Source organism: Bradyrhizobium sp., assembly GCF_017881085.1.
Classification (GTDB): Bacteria; Pseudomonadota; Alphaproteobacteria; order Rhizobiales; family Xanthobacteraceae; genus Bradyrhizobium.
Genome location: NZ_JADGRI010000271.1, coordinates 1 through 7656, shown reverse-complemented (window position 1 = coordinate 7656; position 7656 = coordinate 1). Strand labels below are relative to the sequence as shown.

Sequence of the window (7656 nt, the reverse complement as noted above, 5' to 3'; positions counted from 1 at the left end):
AGCCGATATGCCATGTTCAACGCGTCGGCGAGGCCAAGCGGTTCGTAGTCGGTGACCATCCAGAACGAAGTCGGATGTGAGAGGAGGAGAAAGACGACAATCGAAAAAAAGACCACGGCGAGCGCTAACGACCCTAAATCCAGTCTGCGCGAAATGAGATTCATCTCTGTCAATCCACGCGCGCTATCGCGTTGATCCCCGCGCCATCCCCAATCATCTGCTGCAGCTCCCGCGCCGTCGACGGCAACGGCTGGTAGGTTCGCTCATTGTAGAAGCGATATCCGTTCGGGATGAAGTGGGAGAGCAGCTGGTCCAACGACGTTCCATGCTCCTCGAGCACATAGGGCGATAGCTCCATCACAAAAATCGGACGCACATCACGGAGCAGCGCGGTTGCGCCACGCAGAACGTCGCATTCGAATCCGTCCACATCGAGCTTGACGAGTTGCACTTTACGATCGGCAAGTTCGGACAACACGCTGTCAAGACTCCGAGCCCTCGCTTTTTCCGTTCGCATTTCACGGCCGAGATGCTTGGCATGCAGACCGGCCTCGCGCGCAAGCGGCCAGCTCGAATAGATCGCCGAAGGCACCTGGTCCTCATCGTGTTCGGTGAGGAAACAATGGCAAGCGGTCACCCGGGTCTTGAGCTGCGGGTTGAGTTCGAGGTTACGGCTAAGCTTGCGAAAAGCAAAGTCAGTCGGTTCGAATGCGATGACGCGGCCGCCGGGGCCGACCAACTGAGCAAGATGGAGGGTATGCGCGCCGATATTGGCCCCGATATCCAGCACCAGCGACGAAGGAGAGACAAGGCGGCGCAACGCGGCCCTGGTCTGGCGTTCATAGATGTTCCCGAGGTAAATGGCAAAATCGATCCCCTGCGAAAGATCCAGTTCGTAATTGATACCCCCTCGTACGACGATGTCTCGATCGGTACGCCCAAGCATGGCTCGGCCGGCTCGGACCACACGATAAATCGCGCGCGCGCCGGCAATCTTATGGGTCGTTTTCATTGGAAATTCCGAATTGTGAACCGTCGATCGACGGAGTGCTTTTAGCCGAGCGGTCTGGCGGTGTAAATTCGGCAGTCCGCACAACCCGAGGTCGGCAGCCGGCTCATATGGACCGGCTCTCCGAGATATGTGATATCCATCCTCCATGGTCGCTGCCGCGCACCAAATCCGCAACGCTGGCTCCTTCTCAAATGTTCCAAAGCCTGATCAGAGATTTCGCGGTGCAGCTGTTTGGATGGGCTGCGAAGCTCGGCGTCAACCGCCTGCCTATGTTTGACCGGGTCTTTCTCGTGCTCTATGCGGGCTACAAGCGGCATTTCGAAGCCGGGCCTATTGAACGACTTCAGGAATTTGTCCCGCAGGGATCGGTGGTCATCGATGTCGGAGCCAATGTCGGGTTCTTCTCTCTCCGCTTCGCGCGATAGGTAGGCCCCGGCGGCGAGGTCATCGCGATCGAGCCGGAAGATCGCAACTACGAAACGCTCGTCTCGGCGCTGAAGCGCCAAGGCCTGTCCGGCAGGGTCCGTGCGCTGAAGGCTGTTGCTGCCGCGACCGCCGGCCCAATGTTCCTCGAGATCAATCACCTTCACCCAGCGGACCACAAACTTTCCCGGGACGGCACCGGGGTCGCCGTCGAAGCTGTAAGGCTGGACCATCTGGTTCAGAACGAAGGCGCGCGCATGCCAAGCCTGGTCAAGATCGATGTCCAGGGTGCCGAGATGATGGTTCTGCAGGGCGCCTCCGACATTTTGAGACTGGCCGGGCCGGCCCTGTTCGTCGAACTGCATGAGGAAGGCTTGCAGAGGTTCGGGGCATCGGTATCCGCCATTCTGGATCATCTATCGGAATGTGGCTACGAGCCATATTGGCTGACGCGGACGGGGCCGCACCGCAAAAGCAGTTTTGCGGAGATTCGTGAGAGGGCCGCCGGGAACGCTTACGTCGACGTGTTGTTTCTCAAGGCGCGGCCCGACTGAGTCGGCATGCGCGAATTTTACACGGTCCTACCGCTCGAACAATTGCCCGACCTGGCGAGTCTCGTTCTTTAACGCGCCAAACCGGTCGAACGAATACGGCACGCCAAACAGGCTGATCGTGCGCAATTCGGGATTGGCGTTGCACCAGTGCGTTTTGTCAGCTTCGCTCTGGTCGCTGCGCTCGAGATTTTCGCACCATTTGGAATCCTGTTTCTGGTAGGTGACCTTGACTGATATGTTGCAGTCCACGGCGACGCCCGCTCCGCATATGAACCGCACCACCACGGACTCGCCGCGCACGAGCCTTGATTGCCAGAAATTGGCCGTCCGGGATTGGTACAGTCTTCCAGCCGCGCCGAGCACGATTGAAACTACTGCTACCAGCAAGATGGCGCCCGCCACCCGGGCTCGCCTGCGGCGCCTTGAGCGTTGTTGCGGATCGCGATCCTGCACCACTGCGTCCATCGTCTCTCCTATATGGGCTTCTATTCCCGTGCGTCCCGGCGAACACAAAAATCAACTTCGGCGGTGATGGGCGCGGCTTCCGCGCGGACAGGGATCATCCAAAAGCCTTTGCCGACGCCAATCCGCCGAGCCGGCCGGTGATGGCGAAAAACTGCGCCACGGTTTCCTCGATGATCTGGCGCGCCGGCTTCACTTCGTCGATCAGGCCGGCCGATTGTCCGGCGAGCGCCGGAGCTGCCTCCATGTCGCCGTGGAAATAGACGTCGCGGATTCCCTTCAGCGCGTCGGGCGCCATCAGGCCCTCGTCGTAGATCGCCCGGGTGCGCTCCGACTTCAGCGCGCGGATGCACGGCGTCGATTTCTTGTTGAGCACCAGCGTGCCGGTCTCCTTCGCATCCACGATCGCGTTCTTGTAGTTGGCGTGCACCGGGCTCTCGCTGCAGCTGACGAAACGGGTGCCCATCTGGATGCCTTCGGCGCCGAGCGCGAACGCGGCGGCCATGCCGCGGCCGTCGCAGATGCCGCCGGCGGCGATCATCGGCACGTCGCTGCGGGCGCGGATCCCCTGCAGCAGCACCAGGGTCGAGACTTCTTCCGGATTCTTGAAGCCGCCGCCCTCGGCGCCCTCGACCACCAGCCCGTCGACGCCGGCCTCGACGCATTTCAGCGCGGTCTCCACCGTCGGCACCGCGTGATAGACGGTGATGCCCGCTCCCTTCAGCGGCGCGATGAATTTCGCGGGGCTTCCTGCGGAGGTGGTTACGAATTTGACGCCGGAGTTGCAGACGAATTTCAGCATCGCGTCGTCGCGCAGGAACCTGATCGGCAAATTGACGCCGAACGGCAGATTCAGCGCCTGCATCTTGTTGATCTCAGCCTGACAGGCTTCGGTCTCGCCGGAGGACGTCTCGATGATGCCGAGACCGCCGGCGCGTGACACGGCCGAAGCCAGCTGGGTGCGTGCGATCCAGCCCATCGGGGCCTGCACAATCGGATATCTTGCGCCGGTATGGGCGAGAACGCGGTTCATGGCTGTCCATTGCTGTGAGAGGCAGTCGGGCGGGAGAGTTCGCTGCCGACGCTATGGCAAGTCCGGCCGGCCGACAATCCCGGGGCGGCTGATCTGCCCGCTTTGTCTTCGTACCTCACCAAGCCTAAGCTGCGCGCCGAGGCAACCGTCGATGACAGCGCAAAAGCCGAAAATACTCTTGAGCGAAGGCTCCAGCCTGTCGTCGCGCGAGGTCATCACGGCATTGGGGCTCGCCGGACACCGGGTCGATCTGGTATCGAGCGACCCGGTGTGCCTTGGACGTTTTTCCCGATTTGTCGATCGCGTCCATCGGGCACCGGCGTCGGGCGCCGATCCGGACGGCTATCTGAAGGCGGTGATCGAAACCGTCAAAGCCGGCAAGATCGATGCGCTGCTTCCGGTGCATGAACAGGCTTATCTGTTTGCCGCCGCGCGGGAACGGCTTCCCTCCGCCCTCGGCATCGCGCTCGCCGATTTCGAGGCGTTCGAGCAGGTCCAGAGCAAGGCTACTCTGGCCGAGCTGCTGGCCCGGCTGCACGTGCCGCAGCCCAGAACCGAGCTCGTTCGTTCGGTGGATGAATTCGCGGCTGACCGACCCTACCCGTTTTTCGTCAAGGCCGCCTTCGGCACCGCGAGCACCGGCGTCTGGCGGGTGCGCGATGCACGCCAGCGCGACGCGGTGCTGGCACAGCTTCTACAGCACAATGCATTCACCAGGGGCCTCTTGGTGCAGGCCGCGGCGACGGGATCGCTCGAGCGCACGCAGGCCGTGTTCGATCGCGGACGACTGGTCACGAGCCACATCTATCGCCAGGTCGTGGAAGGGCCCGGCGGCGGCGACGTGCTCAAGATCAGCGTCGTCAATGCGCAGGTGCGCGGGATCGTGGAGCGGATCGGGCACGCGCTCGATTGGCACGGCGCGTTATCGTTCGATTACATCCTGGATGACGCAATGAAGACGCCGCATTTCATCGACGCCAACCCGCGGCTGGTCGAGCCGATGAATGCGTGGCTGAGCGGCGTCGATCTGCCCGGCGCATTGTTGCAGATTTCGCTGGGCGAAACGCCACCGACGCAAGCCCCCGGCCGTGAGGGCGTCGTCACCCGGCTCGGTCTGATGGCACTGCTGGATGCCGCCCGGCAGCGCAACCGCAGGCGCGACGTGTTGCGGGAAATCGGCTTGCTCGCCTTTGGTTTGGGGCGATATCGCGGCTCGCGCGAGGAGCTGGTGCCGCTTTTGACTGATCCCTGGTGCGCCGTTCCGCTTGGCGTGGTGGTGGCGCGGCTGTTGCGCGATCCTGCGGCAGCCGCGCGGATCTCGGACACGACGGTTGCCGCCTACAGCCTGACGTCGCAGGCGATCCATCGCCTGCGCGCATGGCGCCATGCCGCTTAGCCCGCGAGGCTTTGGACGATTGCCTTGGCCCACTCCAGCCCGTAGTTTGGCACCAAGCAAGCAAATAACAAGAATCCGGAGAGAACACCCATGGCGCGCCTCAAATTCGGAGCCTTCCTCGCCCCGCATCATCCGATCGGCGAGCATCCGATGCTGCAATTCCGCAGGGATCTCGATCTGGTCGAGCAGCTCGATGCGCTCGGCTACGATGAATTCTGGTGCGGCGAGCATCATTCCTCGGGCTGGGAGACCATCGCCTCGCCGGAAATGTTCCTGGCCGCCGCGGGCGAACGCACCAAGCGCATCAGGCTCGGCACCGGCGTGGTCTCGCTGCCCTATCACCATCCCTTCAACGTCGCCCAGCGCATGGTGCAGCTCGACCACATGACGGGAGGCCGCGCCATCTTCGGCTCCGGACCGGGGGCGCTGGCATCCGACGCCCATACGCTCGGCATCGATCCGATGACGCAGCGTGATCGCCAGGACGAGGCGATCGCGATCATCCGCCGGCTGTTCAAGGGCGAGCGCGTCACGGCCAGGAGCGACTGGTTCACCATGAACGACGCAGCCCTTCAGATCCTGCCCCTGCAGGAGGAGATGCCGTTCGTGGTGGCCTCCCAGATCTCGCCGTCGGGCATGACGCTGGCCGGCAAATATGGCATCGGCATCATCTCGCTGGGCTCGATGTCGACGCAGGGCCTGATGGCGCTGCCGACGCAATGGGGCTTTGCCGAGGACGCCGCGAAAAGGCACGGCACCACGGTAAGCCGCGCCGACTGGCGCGTGCTGCTCTCCTGGCACATCGCCGAAAGCCGCGAACAGGCGCGGCGCGAGGCCGGCCCCGGACTGATGCGCTGGCACAATGAATATAATGTGCGCACCCTGCAGCGGCCGGGCCTGCAGCCCTTCACGTCCCCCGAAGACGCCGTGGAGAAGACCGCCGGCGGTGAAGGCGCCGCCTCCACCATCGGCACCCCGGATGATCTGGTCAAAACCATCAAGAGCCTGATGGAAGTCAGCGGCGGCGTCGGAACCATCATCGGCTTCGTGCACGACTGGGCCAACCCCGAAAACACCCGCCGCAGTTGGGACATGGTAGCGCGCTACGTGGTGCCGGAAATCAACGGCTATATCGCGTCCTTGCGCAAGTCGCAGAAATTCGTGATCGAGAACCGCGAGGTGTTCGAACGCGCAGGGCAAGCCGTGATGGCGAAGATCCTGGAAAACGACAAGGCTGCCGCAGCACTTCCGCTCACCGGCCCCGGCCGCGTCGCGATCCCGACCATCAACGCGCCGGACCTGCAGAAGGAAGCCGCGAAGCAGAAAAGCAAGGCGTGAGAGACGCGGTGGCGCGGCGTCGCCCGCGCGCCCAAGGAATTGACGGGGTGCAACGTCGACGGGCTTTGCACGGAAGACGCAAAGCGGTTATTTTGCCAGTTAATCTATTGCCGATAACCGCCCGCGCCAGTGACCGCAATATATCGCGGTTTTTGATCAATTGAGACCAACCGGAGCAACTGCCATGTCGATGCAGAGTGTGGCCTCTCCCGCGATTTCCTTCACCCCGCCCAAACGAAATTCGCTGACGCATATTCCCGGCGACGAGGGCTGGCCGATCATCGGCAAGACGCTGGAGGTGCTGGCCGATCCCAAGGGACAGATCGAACGACAGGCCGCCAGATACGGGCTGGTCTATCGCAGTCACATCTTTGGCGAGACCAGTCTGGTGCTGCTGGGTCCCGAGGCCAATGAACTGGTGCTGTTCGACCAGGGCAAGCTGTTTTCCTCGACCCATGGCTGGGGCCGGATTCTGGGCCTGCTGTTTCCGCGCGGATTGATGCTGCTCGATTTCGAGGAGCATCGGCTGCACCGGCGTGCGCTGTCGGTGGCCTTCAAGTCCGGGCCGATGAAATCCTATCTCGCGGCGCTCGATACCGGGATCGCGGCGCGGATCAGGCAATGGAAGGCCCAGCCGGGGCCTATGCTGCTATATCCCGCCATGAAGCAGCTCACCCTCGACCTTGCCGCGACCTCGTTCCTCGGCGCCGATATCGGGCCCGAGGTCGACGAGATCACACGCGCCTTCGTCGACATGGTGGCGGCGTCGATCTCGGTGATCCGCAAGCCGCTGCCCTTCACCAAGATGGCGCGCGGCGTCCGCGGCCGCGAACGAATCGTGGCGTACTTTTCGGAACAGATTCCGATCCGCCGCGCCAAGGGCGGCGGCGAAGACCTGTTCTCGCAGCTGTGTCAGGCCACTCATGAAGACGGCGCGCTGCTGTCGACGCAGGACATTGTCGACCACATGAGTTTCCTGATGATGGCCGCGCACGACACGCTGACCTCGTCATTGACTTCATTCGTGGCAGCGCTCGCCGCACATCCGCAGTGGCAGAGCAAGCTGCGCGATGAAGTGAACGGACTCGGCATCGCGGCCGGTCAGCCCACGACGTTCGACAATCTTGAGGCGATGCAGCTTACCGACATGGCCTTCAAGGAGGCGATGCGGCTGAAGCCGCCGGTGCCCTCGATCCCGCGCCGCGCCATCCGCGATTTGAGCTTCAAGGGCTATGCGATCCCAGCTGGCACCATGGTCGGCGTCAATCCGGTGTTCACCCACCACATGCCCGACATCTGGCCCGATCCGGACAAATTCGACCCGATGCGCTTCACCGAAGAGGCGCAGCGCAACCGCCATCGCTTCGCCTGGGTGCCGTTCGGCGGCGGCGCGCATATGTGCCTCGGGCTGCACTTCGCCTATATGCAGGCGAAATGC

7 protein-coding genes are annotated in these 7656 nt (G+C 62.8%); 4 read left to right on the top strand and 3 right to left on the bottom strand.

All coding sequences use genetic code 11. From position 1 onward, the window contains the following. Positions 1 to 169 precede the first annotated feature (169 nt). Positions 170 to 1012, bottom strand: coding sequence for an FkbM family methyltransferase (locus QZ213_RS21495; RefSeq protein WP_291688108.1), 843 nt, complete (start codon positions 1010 to 1012; stop codon positions 170 to 172). Between the two features lie 446 nt (positions 1013 to 1458). On the opposite strand from QZ213_RS21495, the gene QZ213_RS27215 reads away from it, so the two are divergent. After that, a complete protein-coding gene (locus QZ213_RS27215) occupies positions 1459 to 1989 on the top strand; it encodes an FkbM family methyltransferase (protein WP_365885084.1) in 531 nt (176 codons plus the stop codon). 27 nt (positions 1990 to 2016) lie between these two features. Here QZ213_RS27215 and QZ213_RS21485 read toward each other — a convergent pair whose 3' ends face one another. Together QZ213_RS21485 and QZ213_RS21480 are read right to left on the bottom strand one after the other, a co-directional pair. Beyond that, positions 2017 to 2454: a hypothetical protein gene (locus tag QZ213_RS21485; protein WP_291688106.1), complete on the bottom strand. Its 438-nt coding sequence runs from the start codon at positions 2452 to 2454 to the stop codon at positions 2017 to 2019. A gap of 94 nt (positions 2455 to 2548) precedes the next feature. Then, on the bottom strand, positions 2549 to 3484 hold the full coding sequence (locus tag QZ213_RS21480) for a nitronate monooxygenase (RefSeq protein WP_291688105.1): 936 nt from the start codon (positions 3482 to 3484) through the stop codon (positions 2549 to 2551). Positions 3485 to 3635: 151 nt separating this feature from the next. On the opposite strand from QZ213_RS21480, the gene QZ213_RS21475 reads away from it, so the two are divergent. The 3 genes from QZ213_RS21475 to QZ213_RS21465 all read left to right on the top strand — a co-directional run. After that, positions 3636 to 4880: a hypothetical protein gene (locus tag QZ213_RS21475; RefSeq protein WP_291688104.1), complete on the top strand. Its 1245-nt coding sequence runs from the start codon at positions 3636 to 3638 to the stop codon at positions 4878 to 4880. A gap of 90 nt (positions 4881 to 4970) precedes the next feature. Next, a complete protein-coding gene (locus QZ213_RS21470; protein ID WP_291688103.1) occupies positions 4971 to 6218 on the top strand; it encodes an LLM class flavin-dependent oxidoreductase in 1248 nt (415 codons plus the stop codon). A 184-nt stretch (positions 6219 to 6402) separates the two neighbouring features. Further along, positions 6403 to 7656 (top strand): cytochrome P450 (locus tag QZ213_RS21465; RefSeq protein WP_291688102.1); only part of this gene is annotated, 1254 nt, incomplete at its 3' end.

Excerpts from the sequence above, each read along its gene's own strand:
- QZ213_RS21495 (WP_291688108.1), bottom strand. The coding sequence starts at position 1,012 with ATGAAAACGACCCATAAGATTGCCGGCGCGCGCGCGATTTATCGTGTG.
- QZ213_RS21485 (WP_291688106.1), bottom strand. The coding sequence starts at position 2,454 with ATGGACGCAGTGGTGCAGGATCGCGATCCGCAACAACGCTCAAGGCGC.
- QZ213_RS21480 (WP_291688105.1), bottom strand. The coding sequence starts at position 3,484 with ATGAACCGCGTTCTCGCCCATACCGGCGCAAGATATCCGATTGTGCAG.
- QZ213_RS21475 (WP_291688104.1), top strand. The coding sequence starts at position 3,636 with ATGACAGCGCAAAAGCCGAAAATACTCTTGAGCGAAGGCTCCAGCCTG.
- QZ213_RS21470 (WP_291688103.1), top strand. The coding sequence starts at position 4,971 with ATGGCGCGCCTCAAATTCGGAGCCTTCCTCGCCCCGCATCATCCGATC.